General features: G+C 72.9%; 16 protein-coding genes. 10 read left to right on the top strand and 6 right to left on the bottom strand.

Annotated elements, in window-relative coordinates:
• The first annotated feature begins 199 nt into the window (after positions 1 to 199).
• The 4 genes from ABH920_RS18875 to ABH920_RS18890 all read left to right on the top strand — a co-directional run bounded on the left by ABH920_RS18875 (position 200) and on the right by ABH920_RS18890 (position 5,775).
• Entirely contained in the window at positions 200 to 1,159 is a 960-nt protein-coding gene (locus ABH920_RS18875) for a helix-turn-helix domain-containing protein (protein WP_370350337.1), read from the top strand.
• Between the two features lie 238 nt (positions 1,160 to 1,397).
• The gene (locus ABH920_RS18880; RefSeq protein ID WP_370350338.1) at positions 1,398 to 3,806 is read left to right on the top strand and encodes a hypothetical protein; all 2,409 of its coding nucleotides are present in this window, start codon (positions 1,398 to 1,400) and stop codon (positions 3,804 to 3,806) included.
• Between the two features lie 129 nt (positions 3,807 to 3,935).
• Positions 3,936 to 4,649: a TauD/TfdA family dioxygenase gene (locus ABH920_RS18885; RefSeq protein ID WP_370350339.1), complete on the top strand. Its 714-nt coding sequence runs from the start codon at positions 3,936 to 3,938 to the stop codon at positions 4,647 to 4,649.
• Between the two features lies 1 nt (position 4,650).
• Positions 4,651 to 5,775: a hypothetical protein gene (locus ABH920_RS18890; RefSeq protein WP_370350340.1), complete on the top strand. Its 1,125-nt coding sequence runs from the start codon at positions 4,651 to 4,653 to the stop codon at positions 5,773 to 5,775.
• Between the two features lie 37 nt (positions 5,776 to 5,812).
• On the opposite strand, the gene ABH920_RS18895 is transcribed toward ABH920_RS18890, so the two are convergent.
• The 3 genes from ABH920_RS18895 to ABH920_RS18905 all read right to left on the bottom strand — a co-directional run bounded on the left by ABH920_RS18895 (position 5,813) and on the right by ABH920_RS18905 (position 7,623).
• On the bottom strand, positions 5,813 to 6,052 hold the full coding sequence (locus ABH920_RS18895; protein ID WP_370350341.1) for a hypothetical protein: 240 nt from the start codon (positions 6,050 to 6,052) through the stop codon (positions 5,813 to 5,815).
• A gap of 71 nt (positions 6,053 to 6,123) precedes the next feature.
• A complete protein-coding gene (locus tag ABH920_RS18900) occupies positions 6,124 to 6,816 on the bottom strand; it encodes an RES family NAD+ phosphorylase (protein WP_370350342.1) in 693 nt (230 codons plus the stop codon).
• A gap of 54 nt (positions 6,817 to 6,870) precedes the next feature.
• The gene (locus ABH920_RS18905; RefSeq protein WP_370350343.1) at positions 6,871 to 7,623 is read right to left on the bottom strand and encodes a hypothetical protein; all 753 of its coding nucleotides are present in this window, start codon (positions 7,621 to 7,623) and stop codon (positions 6,871 to 6,873) included.
• Positions 7,624 to 7,866: 243 nt separating this feature from the next.
• Here ABH920_RS18905 and ABH920_RS18910 point away from each other — a divergent pair, with 243 nt between their 5' ends.
• The 6 genes from ABH920_RS18910 to ABH920_RS18935 are packed head-to-tail and all read left to right on the top strand — an operon-like array spanning position 7,867 to position 20,578.
• Complete coding sequence (locus ABH920_RS18910) at positions 7,867 to 8,940, top strand: hypothetical protein (protein WP_370350344.1); 1,074 nt, start codon at positions 7,867 to 7,869, stop codon at positions 8,938 to 8,940.
• Complete coding sequence (locus ABH920_RS18915) at positions 8,940 to 10,898, top strand: AAA family ATPase (protein WP_370350345.1); 1,959 nt, start codon at positions 8,940 to 8,942, stop codon at positions 10,896 to 10,898. The genes ABH920_RS18910 and ABH920_RS18915 overlap by 1 nt, the downstream gene beginning before the upstream one ends.
• Complete coding sequence (locus tag ABH920_RS18920) at positions 10,892 to 11,560, top strand: 4Fe-4S single cluster domain-containing protein (RefSeq protein ID WP_370350346.1); 669 nt, start codon at positions 10,892 to 10,894, stop codon at positions 11,558 to 11,560. Before ABH920_RS18915 ends, ABH920_RS18920 begins: the two co-directional genes overlap by 7 nt.
• Positions 11,548 to 14,844 (top strand): FHA domain-containing protein, encoded by a 3,297-nt coding sequence (locus ABH920_RS18925; protein ID WP_370350347.1) that lies wholly within the window; start codon positions 11,548 to 11,550, stop codon positions 14,842 to 14,844. Before ABH920_RS18920 ends, ABH920_RS18925 begins: the two co-directional genes overlap by 13 nt.
• Positions 14,845 to 14,868: 24 nt before the next feature.
• On the top strand, positions 14,869 to 20,109 hold the full coding sequence (locus tag ABH920_RS18930) for a CHAT domain-containing protein (RefSeq protein ID WP_370350348.1): 5,241 nt from the start codon (positions 14,869 to 14,871) through the stop codon (positions 20,107 to 20,109).
• 28 nt (positions 20,110 to 20,137) lie between these two features.
• Positions 20,138 to 20,578 carry a hypothetical protein gene (locus ABH920_RS18935; protein WP_370350349.1) on the top strand — a complete coding sequence of 147 codons (441 nt, stop codon included), beginning with the start codon at positions 20,138 to 20,140 and terminating at the stop codon, positions 20,576 to 20,578.
• A 37-nt stretch (positions 20,579 to 20,615) separates the two neighbouring features.
• Here ABH920_RS18935 and ABH920_RS18940 read toward each other — a convergent pair whose 3' ends face one another.
• The 3 genes from ABH920_RS18940 to ABH920_RS18950 all read right to left on the bottom strand — a co-directional run bounded on the left by ABH920_RS18940 (position 20,616) and on the right by ABH920_RS18950 (position 22,971).
• Positions 20,616 to 21,011: a hypothetical protein gene (locus tag ABH920_RS18940; protein WP_370350350.1), complete on the bottom strand. Its 396-nt coding sequence runs from the start codon at positions 21,009 to 21,011 to the stop codon at positions 20,616 to 20,618.
• A gap of 32 nt (positions 21,012 to 21,043) precedes the next feature.
• Positions 21,044 to 22,294 (bottom strand): acyl-CoA dehydrogenase family protein, encoded by a 1,251-nt coding sequence (locus tag ABH920_RS18945; RefSeq protein ID WP_370350351.1) that lies wholly within the window; start codon positions 22,292 to 22,294, stop codon positions 21,044 to 21,046.
• Between the two features lie 80 nt (positions 22,295 to 22,374).
• Positions 22,375 to 22,971 carry an acyl-CoA dehydrogenase gene (locus tag ABH920_RS18950; RefSeq protein WP_370350352.1) on the bottom strand — a complete coding sequence of 199 codons (597 nt, stop codon included), beginning with the start codon at positions 22,969 to 22,971 and terminating at the stop codon, positions 22,375 to 22,377.
• Positions 22,972 to 23,051: the final 80 nt, after the last annotated feature.

The raw sequence follows: 23,051 nt of genomic DNA on the forward strand, positions 1-23,051 counted from the left end.
GGCGGACGGGGGTATCCAGGCTTTGAGGCGAGGTCCGGTGATTCTCCGGAAAACCCCGCCTGGGTAAGGCGGGGAGGTTCCCTGGCCATCGCCTGTGCCGCGCGATAGCGTCCAGATGGTGTCCGGCGTGATCCGGATAATCCGGACGCGGGATCGCGTGCGGCGCCGGGCGCTTCGGGATGGCGCGAGGGGAGCCGGGATGGGACGGCAGGAGGCTGCGCTGGCCCGGGATGGCAGTCCCGCCCGGGAACTCGCGTACTGGCTGCGTGCCGAGCGACGCAGGGCCGGTGTCACCTATGCGCGGCTCGCCGAGCTCAGCCGGTATTCGGCCAGCTCGTTGCAGGAAGCCGCCGCCGGACGGACGCTGCCGACGCTGGAGCTCACGCTTGCTTTTGTGCGGGGCTGCGGCGGTGACGAGGTGATGTGGCGCGGCTATTGGCTGCGGATCAAGCGATACACGCAGGAGTGGACGCCCGGTGGGCCGCCGGCACCGGCTCCTTCGTGGGCCGGGCCTGAGGCCGGCGGCGGCGACGGCGTCGGGGGTGCCGGTGCCGGTGCCGGTGCTGGTGCTGGCGCCGCCGGTCGGCATCCGTCGGAGGCGGACACGTGGTATCTGGCGTCACTGGACGTCGTCGTCTCGCTCGACGGCGGCTCGCTGGAGGCGATCGAGCACCGCGTCGTGGTGGCGGCGGTCGACGGGCTCAGCGAGATCGCGGCGTCGATCAGCCTGCCGCGCGGCCTCGGCGATCGGACGGCGTCGCACGACGTCATCGTCGACCTGCTCCACGGTGGTGTGGCGGCGCAGCGTCAGCATCCTTACGAGAGCTACTTCCGGACCGTCATCGAGCTGCCGCGACCTCTGCGCGCCGGCGAGCGTCACCGGTACACGTTGCGGGTCCGCGTTCCGCCCAAACAGCCGCTGCGGCCGTACTACGTGCACGTCCCGCATCGCCGCAGCGATCTGTTCCGGCTCACCGCGCGCTTTCCGACGGACTGGTCGCCGCGCCGGGTCGTCCGCCTCGACGGACTTCCCACGGCGGCGCTGGCCGAGATTCCGGTGGTGGGCGGGCCGATAGGGCTCGACGCGTTCGGTGAGACGAGCGTCGAGTTCACCCGGCTTCGGCAGGGGTTGGCTTACGGGATCGGCTGGCAGCACTAGCGCGCGGCTGGCGCACGGCGGACCTACGGTCGAACCACAGGTCACGGCACGTGAAGGTGCTTCGCGTCCGCGCAGCTCATGACCTGAGTAAAGGAATAGTCGCTATAATTGTGATAGTCAGTTCTCGTAGATCGGATCGCGGGTCGCGGATACACCGACGAGCCGTGAGTACGGCGATAAGGGTGTTCGCCACTTGGCGCTACCGTAGCGGGCACCATCGACGATCACGGAGCGGAACATGCCAGGGCACCACGTCGCCGCGGACTCGCAGGACGCGCGTCTGGCGGCGGTAGCCGCCGCGGCGGCTGCGGCGTTCTCCGAGGCGGAGTACCACCAGGTCCGCACCGCCGACGTGGCGGCGTTGATCGACCTGGAGGGTGGCGACGGCCGCTCGGCGAAGGGCCGGCGCAGCGCGGTGTGGCTGTACGGCACGGTGCGCAGCCGCCGCGCTCTCGTGGCCTTGGCGGCGCTGCACGCGTGGGAGGAGTTCCGCGCCGGACAGTCCGACGCCGCGGTGCCGCCGGACCCTTCGACCCTTGAGGAAGCCCACGCCACTGTCGCCGACGCGCTGCTGACCGTGGCCCGGTTCCACCGCGCCGCGCGGTTCCTGCTGCGGCAGGTGGAGCTCGGCCTCGGCGACATAGCGACCTCGGAGAAGCGCGCCGAATCCGCGGACCAGGCGCCGGCGAGCTGGCCCGCCTCGGCCTGGGGCCGGGTCGCGGCCGAGGGGTACGCGGGGCGTTTCGGCGCCTACGCCGACCACCTCGCGCCACGCCTGCTCGCGGCGGCGCGCGCGGTGTGCCCGATGCCCGCGGCGCAGGCCGCCGAGCAGGCCGCGACGCTGTCCGACCTGGCGTTCCGGGCACTGTGCGGCGACCCGGACGGCCCCATCGACCTGATCGCCGAGGGCCTGGCGGCCTACTGGACCGAGCGCGACCTCGTCCGCGTCGCCGGCCGCTGGACCCGGGAGCTGGCCGCGGCCGAGAAGGCCGTGGACGGCGCGCTGCGGTGGTCGGGCGACGTGCGGGCGGAGGTGGCGGCGCAGGGCTTCCTCACCAGGGTGCTGCTGGACTCCGGGGCGCTGTATGAGAGGTGCGCTCGCGAGGAGGCGCGCCGGATCAGGATGCTGACGGCGGGCGGCGCGCCGGTGCCGGTGCCGGAGCCGGTGTCGGAGCCGGTGTCGGCGGCTGCGGGGTCGCCGGGCGAGACGGTGGGGTCGGGCTTGGACCAGGCGCGCCATGCTGCCGGTGCCGGACCCGGAGATGCCACCGGTAGCGGCAGCGACAGCGACAGTGGCACCGGCAGCGACAGCGACAGTGGCAGCGGCACCAGCAGCGGCACCGGCAGTGGCAGCGAGATCGCCGATCTCCAGACTCTCTGCGACGCCGCGAGCCGCCGAGGCCTCGCCCTCCAACGTTTCGGCGATCTCGCCGGCGCCGAGGCCGCGCACCGGCAGGCGCGCTCGGTGGCGGAGATCGGCTTGGTGCCGCTCGGCGCGGACGAGGTCGCCTCCTATGCCGCGCGCAGTGATCACAACCTTGCCGAGGTGGCACTGGAGCGTCGCTCGCCGGTCGCCGAGAGCCTTGCCGAGCGTGCGTTGGCGGTGCGGCAGAACTTGGCACGCGGGGGGTCCTCCGCATCGTGGCGTCGCCTGTCGCTGACCATGGAGTTGCAGGTCCGCGTCGTGGGCCTCGGCGGGGGCGCGGTGGCCGCCGTGCAGCGGGCCGGTGCGCTGCTGGCCGACCGGATCGCGTCCGCCGGCGGGCCCGACAACGCCGGTGTCGCGGCTGCGCGGGTCGTGCTGGGCGAGGCGTTGACCCGCTGCGGTCATCCGCTGGAAGCCAGGCACCACCTGGAGATCGCGCGCCTGCTCCACATGGAGCGCCTGGCTCCGTTCAGCTACGCGGTCTACCGGGGTGCGCTACACCTCGCGCGAGCGTGCCTGGCTCTCGATGATCCTGCCAGTGCGCTGCGCATCCTGCCCGACGGCGACGCGCTGGCGTGGTTCGCCCTGCGCGGCTCGGCACGGTTGGCGGCGCGGCTCGGGGTGGCGCGTGCCGTCGCGCTGGGCCGGTCGGGGCACCGGGACGAAGCCGACGCAGAGCTCGACATCGTCTTCCGGCTGGACGCGGCCGCTGCCATCGCTGACGGCTGGGCGGCCGGAGATCCGCTGTTCCTAGCAGCCCAGCGATGCCGCGCCGAACTCCTCCGCCTCGACGGCCAGACCGCAGCCGCCTCCGTCCTGGCGACCCGAGTCCTGGCCGCCGAGCGGGACATCGACGCCGGGCGCTTCTCCGCCGCCACCGCCGCGACCCTGCGGGACCTGGCCCGCTGCGCGGACGCCGACCGAGCCGTCGATCTCGCACGGAGCCACTACGAGTCGCTGCACAGCGAGGTCGGGACCGCCCTGGATCCCGCGCACGCCACCGTGTCGAGCGCTCAGCTGGATCAGGCCCGGCGCCTGTACGCCGTCGGCGACCTCACCGGCGCGGGCCAGCTGGTCTCAGCCCTCGTGGATCGCAGCCCGCTCGGCCACGGCCGACCCGTTCTGCAAGAAGGACACCCTGTCCTCAGCGCGGCCCGCGATCTCGCCGCGCAGATGGGGCTCGCCGCCCGGACCGCCGACGACGACTGGGACGAGGGCTAGCCTCCGCGAAGAGCCCTGAAACCGACCGGATTTCCACCGGCCGGCGCCCGGGAAACCCTCCACCACGGCCTGTTGCCTGGGAGAAACCGGCGGGAACCACTCGCCGGACTCTTCTGGGGAGTGAGTCCGATGGACCTGGTGACGGCTCGTAGAGAGCTGCGGGATCAAGGCTGGACCGTACTGCGAAGAAGCGGCGTCGGCAGTGCCGGCGGCGACATGGACAACGCCGCCGCCCTGGCGCTGGCACTGGCCGCCGAGTTCGGCCGACCGTCGCGGCGGGACGGCGGCGCAGCGGTCTGGCCCGTACGACCGGCCCCCGACGGCAACGGCAGCACCTTCTCCGTGACGGCCGGAGAAGCCGGTCTGCACACCGATTCGCAGTACCACGCCAACCCCGAACCGCTGGTCTGTATGGTCGCGGTGCGGCCCGCCGAGGACGGCGGTCACACGCGCTTGCTGACCGCGTCGGATGCCGTCGCGGCGCTCACCCGGGAACCCGGTAGCTCGAACCTCCTACATGCGTTGGCCACCCCGGTCTGGCAGTGGCGCGTCCCCCGCGAGTTCGCGGCCGGCGAGCGCACCGTCAGCCCGGCTGCGGCCGTCCTCCCCGGCGACGGAACCATCCGCTGGCGCGCGGACAACGTCGTCCGGCGGCACGGCGGACCGGCTCCGCAGCTCGTCGCCCGCGTCGCGCACGCGCTGGACACGGCCCCCGAGGTGCGGACGTTCCCGCTGGAAGCCGGGGACGCGCTCATCCTGGACAACCGCCGCGTGCTGCACGGCCGCACGTCGTTCGGCGACCCGCGCCGCCTGCTGCTGCGCGTCCGCTTGTGGGAGCGCTGACATGCCGCGCGTGTTCCCTCTGGACCTGCGGATCGACGACGACACCGCCTACCAGTGGGCCCGCCGTTCCGGGGAGGCCGCCGCGGCCGTTCCGGCGCTGGGCCGGGAGGCCCGGGACTGGACGCTGCGCGGGTGGGCCGAGGTCATGCTCGCCTGCCTGGTCCTCGGGGTCGACGCGGCCGTCCGGGGGCTCGACGACGTGGTGCGGGAGTCGGGCCTGGCGTGCGCGGGCCGGTTCGCGCGGCGGCTGCGCGCGCTGCGTCAGCTCGCCGGACGTCCGCCGCAGGCTTACGGACGCGACGGCGCCGACGAGCCCGAGCCGGCTGTCGCCCCGTCGGCGCGGACCGAGGCGGCCTGGCGCGCGATCGGCGGGTTCTGCGACTCCCTGCTGGAGGTCCGGCCGGTCCGGACCGACGAGCCGCCGGTCTGGTCCGGCGTGGCCGACCACCTGGGGTGGGGGAGCAGGTGGCGGCCCACGCCGCTGGGCTATCCGTACGAGGTGGTGCAGGCCCCCGCCATGACCCGCGGCCTGACCTGGCGCTGCTGGCTGGCGCTGCCCACCGGCGGCCGCTCCCGGCTGGTGCTGGTCGCCGGCGAACCCGGCCGCGCGCCCGGCTACCGCGGCCGGATCTGCCACGGCGTCCACAACGGCGCGCACCTGGACCACCTCGCCGCCGTCGTCACCCCCGGCCCGGTCCCGGCCCCGATCGAGTACGGCGCCGGCCTGCTCGCCGCCGAGGCGTACGCGATGGCCGTGGAACTGCTCGCGGCCGCCGAGTGCGCCGCCGCGGGCCTGGCCGGCGAGGCGGCCCAGCTGCGCGCCGGCCTGGTCGAACGCATCGGCCGGGTCCCGGGCTACCGCCAGTGGTACGAGTCAAACGCGCGCGGCCACATCAGCCCCTCGCTCATCGAAGCGGCGAGCGTGCGGATCGGCGAGTTCCAGGCCCTGCCGGCGCTCGCCGCGAACTACGTCGTCGGACCGCTGGCCGTGCTCGCTGGCCACGCCGCACCGGACCTGCTTCCGGACCGGCTCGCCGGCGACTTCCACTGGCGTTGGGCGCAGGCCGAGCGGCGGTTCCCGGCGGCTGCCGTGCTCGCTGAGCGGGCCTGCGATGTCTTCCGCTAGTGCCGGATCGCCGGACGCGAACGGCGCCCGACCGTGGTCAGTAGGTGATTTCTTCGCCGCTGGAGTTCCAGACCCGCGCGTAGTTCCGGGGCCGGCGCAGGAAGTCCGGTTCCAGGATCGTCAGGCGCCCGGGCTCGTGACAGAACATTCCGCACACCTCCGGGCCCGGAGGGCTGTCGGGCCACTCGATCAGGATGTGATCGCCCGGGTTGATCACCACCTCCCAGGCCAGGGGCTCGAACCGCACCACCATCGGATCGGGCCCGTCGGCCGCCACGCGGAAATGGAACACGGACCGAAGGTAGCCGCCCGCCTGGCCACGGCACTAGCTCGCCCTGCCGGCGGGTCCTACCGCGCAGCCCCCGGCCTGACCCGCTCCGGTGCGACGGCGACGTGGAACGTCTTGCCGACCTCCTTGACGAGCCGCAGCCCCTTGCCGGCCCTGAGGTCCAGCGGGTCGGTCCGGCCGGGGCTCAGCACGCCGTCGCCGTGGTCGAGGCCGGGGAAGCGGTCGCCGAACAGGATGCCGGTGGTGGCCGGGGGGTTGCGGCGGGAGTGCCAGACGAACCCTTGTGCCCACGGCGCCATTTCCCTGATCCAGTGGCCGTAGCGGCGGGTGAACGCGTACTCCTGCTCCTCGGCGGTCACCAGCCACGCGTCGGTGTGCAGGCTGGACAGCGACTTGCCGGACACCAGGGAGAGCAGTCGTGCCGGGACCTCCAGGACGACCTCGGACAGGCGGCGGTCGGCCACTCGGACCCGGGGGGTGGACTGGGTGTCGTTGGTGAAGATCTTGTCGCGGAAGACGGTCTCGGTGATCGCTGTGGCCGGGTCCAGGGACACGTACGAGTACGGATAGGGGGCGCCGTAGCAGGTCGCGTCGAACCGGCCGCCCTGGAAGTGCGGGTCCGCGGGCACGGGGTTGAAGTGCTCGGCCGGACGCGTGTTCCGGTGGACCCGGTACAGGACCGTGCCCGCGTCCCAGATCACGGATTCCGGTTCGCCCCGCAGGGTTTCCAACAGTCTTCGCGGCCGGGGCATCGGTCCGGCTCCCTTCGCTCGGTGTGGGCCGGCCGGACCCCGGCCGGCGCGGGGTCAGTCCCAGTCGACCACGGCCCGCGCGACGTCGACCAGCGTCTCGTCGGACACCGTGCCCAGCGCCACGACCGGCGCGGACTCCAGCCACGGGTTGGTGAACAGCCACCAGTCGGCGACCGCCCAGGGGTCGTCGGCGGCGCCGAGGATCTCGTTGACCGCCAGGACCGCCGCCAGCGGTACGCCGGCCCCGTCGAACTGGAACGCCGGGAACCGGACGGCGCCGCCCGGCAGGTCGAGCCGGATCAGGCGGGGGTCGTCGGGGCGCTGCCCGAAGTTCTCCCACAACAAGTGCGGCGAGTACGAGGGCGCTGCCGAGACGCGGGCGACGACGGCCTGCCACAACGGGTCCGGCAGGTCCTGGGGGTCCGGCGGCTCGGACGCCTCCGGAAACTCGGATGACTCGGAAAATTCGGAAAACTCGGGAAACCCCAGCGACTCCAGCGGATCGGGTTCCGATCCCGGAGCCTGGTGGCCGAACAGCAACAATCGCAGATGGCTGAGATCCTGCGCCTCGGCCGTCCCCGTGCCACGATTGAAGGGCCCGTACTCGCCGGGATCCAGCGTCGCCCGCAGCTCCCCGGCGATGAACCGCGCCAGATCCGACTCCTGCTCCGACCCGCGGTCCGCGACCGCGAGCAGTGCCAGGGCCTCGTCGACGGCGGCCGCGACCGCCGCCGGCAGCAGGGCCCGGACTCGCTCCCGATCGCGCGCGTAGGCCTCGATGGCGGCCCGGTCAGCCTCCTCCAGCATGGCCCCTCCCGGCTCCGGATAACGAGTCGTACTCAGATTCACGATTATGTGTTCTGAGAACAATAGTCAGCTACGATGTCGTCGGCAATCGCCTCCGCCGTCCGTCAGGCACGAGGTGCGGGCTTGCCGGCGAGCACCACAGGGAGGGGGATCCCCGTGAGTTCCGGGATGGGTTACTCATACAGCTACCGCGACGTGGAAGCCGAAGAACGGCGGCGCCGGCGCGGTGAGGAAGCCGAGCTCATGGCAGAGCTCAGACACGTTCGCACCCAGGCCGCGGCGGCTGCCGCGCTGGGCGGGAGCCGGGTGGCCGTGCCCGACGCGGTCCCGGCCGGCGAGGGCAGCACGTCCGCCGACCTCGCCACGCGCAACCAGCGACTCACCGAAGCGCTGGCCACCGCTCGCGCGGCGGTGGAGAACGAGCACCGGCGCGTGGGGGAGAAGCGCCTGCGCAAAGCCCTGTCGCGGGCGTCGGCCCAGCGGGAGGGCGGCAGCCGGCTCTCGGCGCCGGTCGCCGGACCCACCGAGGCCGAGGAACTCGCCGTCGTGGCCGCCGAGCGCGACGCGGCGCTCATCGAGGCCGAGGCACTCGTCGACGACTACCGCGCGCGGTGCCTGCCGGACGATCTCGGGTTCGTCGAGGTCTGCCAGCGGCAGCTGGCCGAAGCCGAGACCCGGCAGCAGGTCCGGGGCGCCCTGCACAGCATGAAGATCCAGATGAACAAGGCCGCGATCGCCGGCGACGCGGCCCGGGAGGCCGACATCCGTCGCGCGCGCCTGCTCGCTCTGGTCGCTGACGCGCCGGAGGCCGAGCAGGGGTCGCTGCGCGACCTGGTCACCGGCGCCGCGGATCTGAAAGCGGCGGGCCAGGCCGTGACCGCGGCCGTGGGCCGGGCCGACGCCGCCCGCCGGACCGCGGCCGTCGCCGCCGTCGCGGTGAAGGCGTTGCGCGATCTGGGATGCCGGGTATCCGAAGGCGCGGTGCTGGATTTGGCCGAGGCCAAGTCCGTGGTCGCGCCCTTCGAAGACGGCCCCTACGGGCTGATCGTCCGCTTCCAGAACGGCGACCGGCTGCTCACCGCCGTCGTCCGGCGTGACGACGTGGCCTCGGACGCCGACCGGGACACCGCCGTCCAGCAGGAGTTCTGCGACAGCGGTCTGCCCCGGTTCACCGAGTCCTTCGCCACCGCCGGCGTCGCGATGCGGCCCTTCCACCGCAACGACCCCGGCCATCCGCCGCCCGGCACCAGTGCCGCCCTGGCCTGGGACCGCGGCGAGGGCACGACACGTCACAAGGACGACGGGAGAGCCCGGTAGTGAGCGAACCGACAGACCACGACGGCGTCCTGCCCGCGTGGTACCGCGAGGTCGACCTCGCGCTCCCGGTCCAGCCCCAGATCCTGTTGTCGGGCAACGTCCGGGACGTCTTCCTGCTGCCTCCGGCTGCCGAAGACGAGACCGACGAGGCCGACGAGAACGAGAACGCGAACGAGCACCAGGACCAGCACCCGGACCAGGACGAACCCCCAACCCTCGCCCCCTACTCGATGGTCGAGGCGATCGAGCGGATCTGCGAAGCGCGCGGCTACGGCGCGATCGCGGTCCACGAGATCGTGCGCGACGGCTTCCAGATCACCGTCCTCACCGACGACTTGGAGCTGCCTCCGGCCCTCGCGGCGCTGGACGTGTCCCGGCCCTCGACCGGCGGCGGCGCCCGATTCGGCGAGGCCCCCGGCTCGATCCCCTACGGCCGGCTCCGGCAGGCCCTGGTGGCGGCCGTGGCCCACCGCGGCCCGGCGATCGCCGTGGTCTTCCCCTACACCTCCCGGCTCGGCTCGCCGCGCTCCGAGCTCAGCGCCGACGGCCGCGGCTTCTTCGCCGCCGCCGAGGCGCTGGGCCACAGCGCCTCGGCCGTCCCGGGCCCGGAGCCGGTCACGCCCTACAACACCGTGTTCTGGCTCGTCGAGCGCCAGGACGAGCTGCCGGCCGAGTTCGACACCGCCAACCACCGCATCCGGGTGGTCAGCGTCCCGGCCGGGGACAGCCGGCAGCGCAAGGCGGCGTGCGGGCACGTGGTCGCCCAGCTCTTCGCCGCGAACGGCCAGAGCGCGGACGCCGCGGCGCGCGAGCGGGCGGCCGCCAAGCTCCTGCGTTCCACCGCCGGCCTGAGCAACGACCAGATCCTGTCCGTGGCGCGGCTGGCCCAGGACCGGAAACTGCCGCCGGACCGCATGGACGACGCCGTGCGGCTCTACCGCATCGGCGTGGTCGACAACCCCTGGAACAGCGACGTGCTGCGCTCGCGCATCGCCGACGGCGAGGCGTACCTCAACGAGCGGGTCGTCGGCCAGAAGGCCGCCGTGCGCAAGGCGGTCGATATCTTCATGCGCTCGGCGACCGGCCTGACCGGCGCGCAGTCCAGCAGCTCCCCGCACCGGCCGCGCGGCGTGCTCTTCTTGTCCGGGCCCACCGGGGTCGGCAAGACCGAGCTGGCCAAGGGCATCACCACGATGCTGTTCGGGGACGACGCCGCGCCGCTGCGGTTCGACATGAGCGAGTTCAGCCAGGAACACGCCCGCGACCGGCTCATCGGCGCCCCGCCGGGCTTCGTCGGCCACGAGTCCGGCGGCGAGCTCACCAACGCCGTCCGGGCCAACCCGATGAGCGTCGTGCTCTTCGACGAGATCGACAAAGCCGACAAACGGGTCTTCGACATCTTCCTGCAGATCCTGGAGGACGGCCGGCTCACCGACGGCCGCGGCGACACCGTCTACTTCAGCGACTGCGTCCTGATCTTCACCTCCAACCTCGGCGTGGTCGACGAGAACGACCAGCCGGTCCTGACCGCCGCCGTCGAGCCCGCCACGGTCAGCAAGCTGCTGCGCAAGGCCTTCGAGGATTTCTTCGACAAGCAGATCAAGCGGCCCGAGCTCCGGAACCGGTTCGGCGACGGCTTTGTCGACATGGGCTTCATCGACAAGGAGAGCGTCGAATGGATCCTGGACCGAGGACTGGCCGCGGTGGGCCGCCGGGTGGCGGCGGTGCACGGTGCACGGCTCGAAGTCACCGCCGAGGCCCGCGCCACGCTGCTGGACGTCGCGCTGGAGCGCGCCGGGACCCAGGGCGGCCGGGGCATCGGCCACGTCGTCGAGGCCGCGCTGATCAACCCGCTGTCTCGCGAGCTGTTCCAAAGGCCGGCCGGCGCCGGGGAGACGCTCTCGGTCCGCAGCTTCAACGAAAGCGAGTTCTGGACCGCGGAGGTCGACCGATGGTGACCCTCCGGCTCAGCCGTACCGCACCCGGCCTGGTCGAGGTGCTCGGCCCGGGGCGCCGCTTCGTGCTGTGGGTGCAGGGCTGCCCGCTGGCCTGCCCAGGCTGCATGTCGCGCGACACGTGGGACGCCGACGGCGGCGGCGAGGTCACGCTGGAGGAACTGACCGCGCTGTGGCGCGACTTCCTGGATCTGGGCGCGACCGGCATCACGGTCAGCGGCGGCGAGCCGATGGAACAGGCCGCGGCGCTCGCGGACTTCCTGGACGCGGCCCGGGACGTGGCGGCCGCGGTCGGCTGCGAGGCGGACGTGCTCGTCTACACCGGCTACGAAGAAGACGAACTCGCCGGCCTCGGTCCCGCCGCCCTGCGTCTGGCCGACAGCGCCGACGCCCTGATCACCGGCCGGTTCCGGGTCGCGGAGCCGACCCGGCTGGCCTGGCGGGGCTCGGCCAACCAGCGCCTGCTGCCCCGCACGCCGCTGGGCCGGCAGCGCTACGCGGGCCACGCCGACCGCGTCGTGGAGAACACGGAGATGCAGGTGTTCGCCGACGACCAGGCCCTCCTGCTGGTGGGGATCCCGGATCGCGGCGTGCTGACCCAGGCCGAGCGACGCATGCGCGGCGACGGACTGACTTTCGGAGGCGGTGTCTCGTGGCGACCGTGACCTACTACTGCGAGATCGACCCGGACTGCCCGCCGCAGAGCAAGCCCGGGTTCTGCCCGCGGCACCCGCTGGAGAAGCTTCGCCGCAGGCGCGTGAGCGCGACGGACGACGTCGGCCCGCAGAGCCAGGATGCCGCTGCCGGCGACCTGGACACCCGCTACCAGGTGCGCGTCCTCGGCGCCTACGTCGTCGTCCCTCCCGAGGGCCTGGAACTCGGCCGCGGGTGCGCGGCGGTGCCGGGGCTGGCCGACAAGGCCGGGATCGACGACCACCACGCTCGGATCCGCTGTCACGGCGGCCGGCTCTCGGTGATGGATCTGGGCTCTGACAACGGCACCTTCATCGACGGCCGGCGCATCGATCCGATGGTGGAGGAGCCGGTCGCGCCCGGGACCAGCCTGCGGCTGGCCGACCGGGTCGCCGTCGTCATCGAGCTGGCAGACCTGGACGAGTTCGGGCTGCCGCGCGACAACGGCGCCCAGGCGGAGCCGGAACCCGAACCCGAGCCCGAGGAACCCGCTTCCGGTTCGCGCACCTCAGCTTCCTGGTTCCCCGACGAACTCCTCGACCGGTACGTGCCCGAGGAGGAGGCCGGCGAGGGCGCCGAGGCGATGGTGTGGAAGGCCCGGCCCGCCGACGGCGGCGACCCCGTGGCCGTGAAGGTCTACTACGCCGGGCAGCCCATGAGTACCGAGCTCGTCGAGTACCTGCGCTCCGATCCCGCCTTCATCCGCCACGTCCCGAAGATCCTGGATTCCGGGCGCTCCCACACCTCGGGCGGCTCCCGGTACTGGCTGGTCATGGAGTTCTTCCCGGAGTCGCTGGCCGACCTCATCCACCGCGAGCGGGCTCAGCCCGGCGGCCTCTCTGAGGTCAGCGCCCAGGCCCTCGTGGCCGAACTGGCCAACCTGATCACCTTCTGGCAGCAGAAGGTCGAGCGCAATCCGCTCGACTTCTCCCCGGACAACATCCTGGTCCGGCGCGGACTGCCGACACCGCAGCTGGTGCTGGCCGACTTCGGCGGCGTCGTGGCCTTTCGCGCCAGCCAGCTGATCAGCCAGGCGCGCTACAAGCAGGCCTACGCGCCGCCCGAGGAGCACTGGAACGACCGGGCCGTGCCGTGGCCGTGGTGGGGGCTCGGCGAGATCGTCTACGAGATCCTGACCGGCCGGCACCGGCACGAGGGCCAGCCGGACGAGGTCGTCTTCCGGTCCCGCCACATCGGAGACCTCGATCTGCGCGAGGTCTCCTCCGAACGCTGGCGGATGCTGTTGCGCGGTCTGCTGGCGCGCGAGGACCGGTGGACCGGCCAGCAGGTGCGGGACTGGCTCGCCGGGGGGAGTCCGCCGCTTCCCCGGCAGAGCAGCAGGCCTGGCGGACAGCCGCAGGGCAAGGAGCTGAATTACCGGGGCCGCGGCATGCGGCAGACCGAAGATCTGGCCAGGCAGATGGCCGCGGACGGCACCGGCGCCGACGAGTGGATGGCCGACGGCGGCGCGGCCCGGCTGGCCGCCTGGCTCAAGACCGCCGGCAGTGGCTACGACACCCACGACCTGGCCGCGGTGGGCCGGGACCCGCTGCGCGCGGCGGTGGCCGTGACGTCCTTCATCGCCACGTTCGCGCCCAAGATCGAGCCCCGGTTCCAGGGCCGGCGGGCCGACGCCGCGGGTCTGGTGGAAGGCCTGGCCCGGGAACCCGGCGGGAGTTTCGCCAAGATCCTGATCGACAACCGGATCCTGTCGGTCGCGGCGCTGGCCGACTGCCACCACACAGAATGCGCGGACCGCGACACATGTGCGGTCCTCGAACGGGCCTCCGCGCTCGTGAACGAAGCGGTGCCGCTCGCGCAACGGATCGCTGACCGTGTTGCGAGTGACGTCCCGGGGACGGCTGCGGGAGCGGGGACGGGATGGGCGACGGGACGGGGGGCCGCGAGCGCGGTGAAGCCGGACGAGGACGCGATCTACGCCACGGCCCTCATGCTCGCCCTGGAACCCACCGCCGTGCCCGATCTCCGTATCGGCAGAGGTGCCCTCGGACCGCGTCCGGCGGATTGGTGGCGCGAGCTGGCCGCCGACGCGGGCAAGGCCGACGTCCGGACCGCGCGCGGGATCGCGGCGGTGGCCGCCGCTGTGTCCGTGCAGCGGATCGCGGCCGAGGATCTGCAGGCCCGTAAGCAGAAGGACCCCGCCCGGGCCGCGTCGGCGCGCCCCTGGCGTCCGCTGCCGAGCACCGGAGCGCTGGTCGGCCAGGTGCTGCTCATGGTTCTGGCCTGTGCGCTGCTGAGCTGGTGCGCCTTCGTGGCGCGGGGGTTCTTCGAGGTCCTGACGTCAGACGCCGTCGACAAGGGCCACCAACTCTGGCTCCAGATACCCCTGATCGCGGTCCGCGCCAGCTCCGCGCAGCTGGGATACCTCGGGTTCTCCCTGCTGGCGGCGGTGGCCGCGGTCGCCGCGGCCTACGGGATCGGCACCACCGCACCGCTGCGGAGCGTCCCGCCGGGGGTCGCGGTGATCGCCGGCATGGCGGGCCTGGTCCAGCCGCCGAGCCCGGTCGGCCTGCCGCAGTCGGCCGAGCAGTCGCTGAGCCGCACGCTGGGCCACGCGGCCGGTTCGATGAACTCCGGCTGGGTGATCGTGCTCTCCCTCGCGGCGTTGGGCGCCGGCGTGGCGGTGATCAGAGGCGCGGAGTCGGTCAGCGGTCTGTCGGGCGCCAACGGCTCCCCGTTCACGGCCGGGCGGACCCCCGCCGCATTGATAGGAGTCCCCGGCTGGTTCGGCGAACGCAGCAATCAGTACCGCACGCGAGCGCTGGTCATCGGGGGAGCCGTGCTGTTCCTCGTCCTGTCCGCCGCGGCGTGGACGGGCGCGGTGGCGCAGCGCGAGATGTTCCCCGCTGCGCCGGCCGTCACGGTGCCACCGGCGCCGCGCGGCGCGGTCCACGCGGCGGCGGTCGCTCCGCTGCCCGATCCGTCGGCGCTCGTCGGCCGCTACGCCCTGGTCCTGGCGGTGCTGGCGGTGGCCGTCACGCTGCTGAGCCGGCAACGGCGCGGCTGGGTGGTGTGGCCGGCGGCGGTGGCGGTCGGCGCCGCGGCGTGGCTGGTCTCGCCGAGCCTGCCGCTCGCGCTCGGCGGACCGGTCCTTCCCGGCCTGACCGGGTGGCTGTGGCGCACCACCGACACGGCTGCCGTCTGGTACGCGTGGGTGACGGCGCTGCTGCTCGTCTGCCTGCTGCTTCCCACCCTCCGCAGAAGCTTCGACAACGCCGGCCGCACAGGCCGGTGACCCCTCTGAACCGGGAACCTCGCAATGGACGAACGGTATGAGCACTACGAGGGACTGTTGGAGACCACGCGGCGGGTGCGGCTCGAGCTGATGACGGTTCCCGCTCACAGCGACGACGCGAAGCAGCTGCGGACTGAGCTGTGCGACGTCCTGCTCGCCCGGGCCGACATGATCATCGAGACCGCGACGCTGGAGCTGCCGCCGCTGGTCGAGGACGACGCGGAACCGTTGTGGCGGGAAGCCTCGGCGCTGGTCGAGGAACTGCTGCCCGAGGCGCCCGAGGGCAGCGGCCGCCGACACCGGCTGTGCTGGCTGACCGCGCAGAGCCTGCGCACCGAGGCGCTGCTGTTCGAGCGCGTGCTACCCCTCGACGACATGATCACATGGCTGGAGGCGGCGTTGGTGCCGCCGATGCCGCCGCCGGACATGTGGTGGGACCTGGATGTCGACGGCGACACCCGGGGCTGGCTCGGGTTGCTCTACTCCCAGCGCTTCACGGCCGGCGAGGCGGCTGACGACCGCGCCCGGGTCGTGGAGCTGCTCGGGCCGCTGGCCGATGTCGACGTCGATTCCCATGCCGACGTCGATGCCGATCCGGCCGACCAGGACCAGGAACTGCTCGCGCAGGTGTGGATGGCACTGGCCTCCGCGTTGGCCGACAGTGCACGCGACCCCGACACCGGCGAGACGGTGCCGCCGTTGGACGAGGTCCGCGGGGCGCAGCTGTGGCAGAAGGCTGCCGACCTGGACGTCGACCCGGAACTGAAGTGGGAGATGTACGTCCAGCAGGGTCGACTGCGCTGGAAGCTCTTGGACTGGTCCCGGCCCGACGCGTCGGAGGAACTGCACACGTTGCTCGCGATGCTCAGCCCCCTGATCGACGACGCGGACGTCTACGCCGGCGCCAGGGTCCTGGAGCTGTGCACATTGCTGGTCAACGACCTCGTCGACCACGATCCCGGTCCGGAGCACCGGATGCTCGCCGTCGAGTGGTACCGGCTGGCTGTGGAACATCCTGGCTGGACCGCGAAGGAGCTGCGCGGCTACCGGGTGGATCTGGCGCTCGCTCTTGTCGAGATCGTGATCGAGGAGGAATGGCCGGAAACCGATCCCCAGCGGCTGGCTCTCCTGCGCGAGGCCGTGACGCAGGTGGATGCCGTGCACGACGAACTCCTTGCGACGCTGCCCGACAGCGACGAGTCGAACCGTGTGAAGTCCTTCCTGTTCGACGTGCTGGCACGCCTGGACCACGACGGTGTCGAACCCGAAATCACTGACCGGGCCATCGCCCTGGGATCGGAACTGCTCGCGACAACGCGCCCTGACGACAGCATGCGTGCCGAGCTGCACATCAGGGTCGGGGCTTTGATCTTCCGGAGGTCCTTCCGCCGACTCGCGCCGTACTTCGACTCCATGCGGTACGACACGGGGTTGCTCGCCCGCCCGCTCGTCATGACGGTCGGGGCATCGGATCCGGAACTCGCGGCGGACTTCGCCCGGGCGGCCGATCTGGTGCGGATCGGCCTGAGCCTGTATCCGGTCCAGGACGAGTTCTATCCGATGGGAGCCTTGATCATCGGGTACAGCCTCCCGCTCCATTTCCTGATGTCGTTTCCGCACGGCGACCGGGCGCTTCTTCGCGAGGGCCTGGAATGGCAGCGCAAGCTCCACGATCTCAACCCGCAGGACTGGGTGGTGAGCCCCGCGGAGCGGCAGCAGATGGTCCTGCTGACGGTGGCAGCCCTCCTCATGACGGATACCTCATTGCGCGGCATGGAGTCACAGCCCGGGACAGACGTGGATCTTTCGATTGAGGCGATGACTCCCGCCCTCGTCGAGGAGCTGTTCCTCGCGCGGCGGATGATGGAGGCCATTCTTAACGAGACCGCCGATCCCGACCCGGCGTTGATCTTCCTCGGCATCTTCGTGGACGCCCGCGGATGGGACGAAAGGCCGCCCTCGCTGGAGCAACTGGACATGTGGGCCCGGCGTCTGCGGCAAGCCCTGAACCGGACCGACGAGTCGGAGGCAGTCCCGCGCCTGATCCTGCAGATCATGACCGCGATGATCGAGGCCGCTCATGCGCTGACCGCGGGAGCGGACATCGCCGCCGTCCGGTCGGCCGTGGCCGAATTGAGAGCCTTCCGGGCAGTCGTGCCCGAGGGCCTCGGCACGCAGTACATCGACCGCTTCCTGGCCCTGGTCGAGGATGAGCCGGCGATCGCCATGGGGCAGTTGACCAGGATGGTCGAGGCGATGCTGCGCGGTCCGGTCGAGCCCGCGCTCACAGCTCCGCAACGTCCGGTCCCTGAAGGCGAGCCGGTCCAGTCCGACGTCTTCGGCGTGGTCGCGGCCTCGGCCGCCCCGCTGCTCGGCGACGGGTCCGAGTCGCCGTTCATCCACCCGCCGGGTCTGGTCATCGAGACGGTCGATCGCCTCTACGGGCCCGCCGACGCCAATGCCGACGGTGTCAGGGAACCGGTCCCGGCCGCGCTCACCGCGCTGGCGCTGCACGTCCGCTGGCTGCGTCAGCGGGACCCCGCCGACATCAGCCTGGCCGTGCGGCTGGCCCGGGGTGCGGCGTCCCGTTCTGCTACGGCTCGGCCCGAGCTGGCCGACCGTGTCAACGCTGTCGTCGCAGGGCTCCTCCATGACCGCTACCTGCTCTACGGCGACCACGCGGATCTGGAGACCGCGCGTTCGATATGGAGCGCGCTGCTGGAAACGACGCCGGATGGACCGCGTGCCGGTCTGGCCGTGCTGCTGAACGCCGCCGCCGCCGAGGACGAGGTCTTGGGTGTGCGCGAGTTGTTCCGCGCCGACCTCTTCGACGAGGGCCCGTTCCGTGCCGAGCTGCTGGCCTTTGCAGGACTGGCCGATCTGGCCGCTGCCGACCTCGTGTCCCGGGACGACGGCGCCGAACTGGCTGCCGAGGACGGCGCGCTGACCGCCACGGAGTTGCGTGCACTGGGCCTGGACCGGCTGACGTCCGCCCTCGCCGGGCTCGGCGCGCGGCATCCGCTGCGGCCGGCGGCGCTCGCCGAGAGCGCGCTCGTGCGCTGGACGGAGGCGGGCCGCCGGGCCGACGCCGCGGCGCGGATCGTCGCCGCCGCCGACGTCGCGGCGGCTGCCGCGGCGTGCGCCGAGTCCAGCCAGCATCGTCCCGGACTGCTGTTGCGGGCCGCGGCGGTGGCGGCCGCGCAGCTGGCCGACGTGCGGACCCGGGAGTCCGGGCTGGTGCTGGCCGCCTACATCGTGCGGGAGCTGTCGGAGGTCACCCGCGGCTCGTCGGCGCTCTACTACGGCGGCTGGGCCCGATGCCAGTACGGCCTCGGCGAACTCCTGGCGGCGCGGCACCGGGTGACCGGCGATCCCGAGGATCTGGAGCGCGCCATCGCGGCGCTGTCCGAGGCCGAGAACGTTCATGGACCGGCCTCTGCCGACCCCTTCGCGGCGGCGTTGAAGCGTTCTCTGGCTTCCACCTATCGGATGGGGGCCGCGGACCCGGCGCACCGGCAGCGGTCGCGGGTCGCGGCCCGGTCGGTGATGTGGGCTCATGGCCGCGCTGTGCTGCTGCAGAGCGGTACCCGCAGGGCTCTGGAAGCCGCACGGCGGGCCGGTGACGATGCGGCTCGGCTCGTGCGCTGGTGCCTCGCGGACGACGACACCGCCGGGGCGCTGGAGGCGGTCGAGCTCGGGCGGGGGCTGACGCTGCACGCGGCGACCGTCGCCTCGACGGTGCCCGCGCTGCTGGTCGCGGCCGGGCATCCGGGGCTGGCCGCGGAGTGGCGTGCGGCTGATGCGGTGGTCGCTGGGGATGGGGTCGGCGGGGCTGGGACGAGCGAGATCGGGTCTACCGAGATCGGGTCGACCGACGCCACGGTCATCGGCACCGCAGCTACCGGCGCCGCGCTGTCTCCATCCTCGTCGCCGTCGCTGTCCCTGTCACCCTCGGACAGCGTCCCCGACGACCTGCGACGCAGGGTTCTGCTCGCGGTCGAGGGCAGCCCCGCCGAGCGCCGGCTGCTGTCCGCGCCCTCGCCGGCCGAGACCGCTCGCGCGCTCGTCGCGGTCGGCGCGGACGCGTTCGTCTACCTGCTCGCCGACACAGGCGAAGGCAACGGTCACGTGCTGGTCGTCGACGCGTCCGGTGCCGTCCGGACCGTCGCGATCGAAGGGCTGAGCCTCGACAGCCCCGAGCTGACCGCCTACGCGGCAGCTCTGCGCGCCCGCGACGCGGCCCCGGCAGCCGGTGTGGAGGACCGCTGGCACAAGGCACTGCTTCACCTGGGCGCCTGGACGGGACGGATGATGGCCCCGGTGCTGGCGGATGTGCGCGCGGCGGTGAGCGGCCGGGCCCCGCGCCTCGTGCTCGTCCCGGTCGGGCCGCTGGGCATGGTGCCCTGGCACGCCGGAACGCTGCCGACGTCGACCGGCCGGGAGCGCTACGTCTGCCAGGACGCCGTGGTGTCGTACTGCGCGACCGCCCGCCAGCTGGTCGAGGTCGCGGCCCGGCCGCGGATGCCGGTCGCCGGGCCGGCCGTGATGGTCGTCGATCCGCAGGGCTCGTCGATCGCCAAGAAGGAAGCAGTCCTGATCCGGTATCGCTTCTACCCCGACGCCGACGTCGTGGGCTCCCTCGGCTTCCACCCCCTTCAGAGCGACTCCGCATGGCGCCGGCCGCAGCCCCGACCGGCGCTCGCCGACGCGCTCGACCCCTACCTCCCCGGCCGGGGCCCGACGAGCGCGGCGGTGACGATCGCCAACTGCCACGCGGTGTCCACGGTCGACGCGTCCCACTCCCGCCTGATCCTGGACGACCACCGCCGTACCGAGCCCGGCCGCGTCCTGACGGTCGACCGCCTGCTGTCCGGCGCGCTCGGGCGTGACCCGCGGGCCCCCGGCGGGCTGGTGGTCCTGGCGGACTGCGTGACCGACCTGGCCGTGGCGCGCTACGACGAGTCCGTCACCCTGGCCACCGCGGTCCTGGCCTCCGGCGCGTGCTCGGTGGTGGGCTCGAAGTGGGCCATCGCGGACCAGCCGCAGACTCTCGTGCTGATGTACATGTTCCACCACTTCCTGCACGCCGTTGGCGCCGAGTCGGCAGGATCCCCGGCGGACGCGCTGCGCGCGGCGCAGATGTGGATGCTCGACCCCGACCGCGTCGTCCCGGACGGGGCCGACGAGGCGGCGTTCGCCCGACTGGAGGAGAAGAACCTCGCCGACCCGGTGTTCTGGGCGGCGTTCACGCACCACGGGCACTGAGGCTGAGGGCGCAGGCTAGTCTGCCCCAGTGACTATCCTCGACGACGTGGCCGAACGCGACGGCTGGCGGTGCTGGGTGTGCGACGAGCCCGTCGACCCCGACATGTCGGTGAACGATCCGCGCGGGCCCAGCGTCGACAGCCGGACCGCCGATCGGAAGGCGAAGGTCGTTGAGCGCCTTGCGCATCGCGGGTGCAACACCCGCAAGGGTGCGGTCCAGGTGGTCATTCCCTGGCCGGACAGTCTGTACGTGGTCGAGCCCGCGGCGCTGATCGCCGTCGCCGACCGGCTGGAGCGCAAGGGCGGCCGCGAGGTGGTGGGCCGCTGTCCGACCGAGCAGGACGCGCAGGATGCGGCGGATTGGCTGGTGGACCGCTTCTCGCGTCTGGTGCCGGGGTTGCCGGTGACCGCCCGGGTCGATGCGGGCGGCGGCCAGTTTCTCGTCAGCTTGGTGGCCGGCCGGCGGTGATCGGCCGGTGATCTGGCGAGGTCGGGGCGTCCCCGGCCTACGTCTCGGTCTCCAGCCGCCGCTTGGCCAGCGCGACGTCCTCGCTGATGTCGTCTCCGGCCCGGATGGGCACGGCCCGCAGCTGCGTGACGGACCGGCCCGGCACCCCGGCCAGCGTCACGTGCGCCCGCTCGGTCAGCGCGAGCAGCGGCTCGGGCGGGCTTCCGGACACCGGGGCCAGCACGTGCAGTCCCCGGCCGACGTCGACGACCACCGTCCCGGGCGGGTTCCGCCGGGCGCCGAGCCGCCACCTGGCCCGGTGCACGGCCGCGACCGCGGCGGCGCCGGCGACCGGCAGCAGGAACCTGCCGGCGACCCGCGCGGTCACGCGGAGCACCGGCGAGGGCAGCTTCCGGGCGGCGCTCTTGGCGATCCTGTCCGTGGGCGAGGGCATGGTATGACTCCTACCCCGTCGGCGGCCCGACCTCAACCCCGGGCGCGGGTCGGCTCGGCGTCCGCGGCGATGGTGAGTCGCAGGATGTTGCTGGTGCCGTCCATGAATTCGAACGCGCAGACGTCGCGGCACCACTTCTCCAACAGCGGGTGTTCCAGCAGCGAGCCGGGGCCCAGGGCGGCCTCGGCCCAGCGGGTCGTCTCCTGCGCCAGCTCCGTGGTGTGCAGCTTGGCGATGGAGGGGGCCAGCCGGGCGTCCGGCGCCAGGTCGACCTCTATCGCGTACCGGTGCAGAAGTGCGCGCGCCGCTTCCAGCCGCGCGGACATCAGTTCTTCGCCCGGCCAGCCCCGAGCGCCAGACCATCCGGGCCGCTGTGCCCGCACGTAGTCGCGGATCGCGAACGCCGCGCCGAGCGCCTGTGCGGCGATCTGCAGGCGGATGACGTTGAACGCGCGCATCGCGCCCCACATGCCGCGGCGGGACGCGGGCAGGTGCTGGCCGAGCAGCATCTCGCGGGCGACCGGGGTGTCGTGGAACTCCATGTGGCCGATGCACGCGCCGCGCAGGCCTGTCATCGCCAGCGGCGTGCCGGTGAAGCCGGGGGAGGGGCGGCGCAGGATCACCGCGCGGATGGACAGGGGCGTGCGGCCGGTGCGGGCGAACACCACGCCGATGTCGCCGCGTTCGGCGTTGGCGACGTAGCGCTTGGTCCCGTTCAGCAGGAAGCCGTCGCCGCCCGAGCCCGAGCCTGGAGCCGAGCCCGGAACCGAACCCGAGCCCGGATCCGGGTCTAGCCGCGTCTCCATCGCCGTGGCGTCGCTCCCGTGATCCGGCTCGGTCATCGCGAAGAACGTCCACGACCGCCGCTCCGCCATGTCCCGGTAGAACAGCTCCTTCTGCCGCTCATCGCCGAGCGCGTCGACCGCCAGCCCCGCGAGCGACGGCGTCGCGCACGCGTTCACCACCCCGGCGTCGCCGCCGGCCACCTCGATGTTGGCGACCACGCGCCCCAGCGCGCTGCCGGTGAACTCGTCGGCGCACGCCGGGACCTCCCGCGTTCGGTAGTCCCGGGGCATGCTCATCTGGCGCAGCAGTTCCAGCGCCTCGCAGTTCCGCAGCCGGGCGCTGTCGAACGGGTCGGCGTCCACGGCCAGCGCCTCGCGCCGCAGGTCGCCCGCGACGGCTCGGCAGAGTTCGCGGAGTTCCAGCATCCCCGGTGTCAGGTCCTCCGCCGCGCTCCTGCGACCGCTCGCCGCACTCAAGCGGTTTCCTGCGACGTCCACGCGACTTCCCACGACGCCTGTGCGGCCGCCCACGACGTCCACGCGACTTCTCGCCGCCTCCAAGCGGCTCTCCGCCAAGCTCATGTGACTCCCTCCCTCGCCACCCAGCAGTTCGCGACCAGGCGGGACACATACGCGCCGCGCGCCGGATTCCCCTCGCCCCGGCCGGCATAGCCGCTGGCCCCGAACATCCGCGCCAGCTCCCAGTCGACCTGCGTCAGCCGGTCGTGTACGTCCACGATCGCGGCGCGGCTGTCCGTGGCCAGCGCGCAGCGCGCGGTCTCGGTGGCGACCAGCGCGTCGGCCAGCGTGCCCTGGACGAGCTGCTTGGCCAGCACCGGTTCCCCGCCGAAGAAGCGGCGCGACAGATGCCCGGCCACCTGCTCGATCAACCGCAGGGTGGCCCCGATCCGCACCGCGCCGAGGCGCGCGGCGAGCGCCGTGAGCTCGTCGGCCGGAGCCTCGCGCCGGGTCGCCGGACGGACGAAGCCGATGCCCTCGGCGAGCGCCATCTCGTGCCGGATCACTTCGGCCCCGGCGGGAACCGCGGACGCGGGCAGCGCCGCGATGCCGCCCGGCGCCGCGCCGGCGTCGAGCGCGGCCAGAGCCACGGCGAGACCCGCCGCGAGTCCGTCGTGGCGGCCGGCTTCCTCGCAGGCCGTGATCGTGTTCTGCATCGGTTCCTCCGTTCTCCGCCGAAAGGGTCGCCGTCCGCGAACGCGCATGTCAATGCTCTGCGGACGGTCGCGGGCGTGCC

Source organism: Catenulispora sp. EB89 (genome assembly GCF_041261445.1).
In the GTDB taxonomy this organism is placed as follows: Bacteria; Actinomycetota; Actinomycetes; order Streptomycetales; family Catenulisporaceae; genus Catenulispora.